The organism is Shewanella sp. S1-49-MNA-CIBAN-0167 (assembly GCF_040310145.1).
Classification (GTDB): domain Bacteria; phylum Pseudomonadota; class Gammaproteobacteria; order Enterobacterales; family Shewanellaceae; genus Shewanella; species Shewanella psychromarinicola.
In genome coordinates this window covers 1-321 of the sequence record NZ_JBEOPO010000159.1, presented here as the reverse complement: position 1 = coordinate 321, position 321 = coordinate 1, and the positions used below count along the sequence as shown (strand labels likewise).

Below are 321 nucleotides of genomic sequence, written 5' to 3'. Positions count from 1 at the left end.
GTATTAGATATCCTCGAAACCCTTGCGGTTTCAGGGGCAGTATTAATAATTAGTGCTTGCCGCAATGACTTTTACCCTCAGGTTGTTAGCCACCCAAGCCTAATGGCAGGCAAAGCTAATGGCTCACATTTCGATTTATCGGCGCCAACCCGATCAGAGCTGATGCAAATGATCCGCTTGCCGGCCAATGCAGCTAACCTCACATGGACACTCGATCCCGATACGGCAATGCCGTTGGACGAAATACTTTGCAGTGAAGCCGCCTCAAACCCCGATGCTCTGCCCATGTTGCAATACACCTTGCAATCACTGTATTTGCAC

Annotated in this window: 1 protein-coding gene; it reads left to right on the top strand. The window is 49.5% G+C overall.

The features are described 5' to 3' along the window. Positions 1–321 (top strand): nSTAND1 domain-containing NTPase (locus tag AAEZ00_RS20800; RefSeq protein WP_351089777.1); only part of this gene is annotated, 321 nt, incomplete at both ends.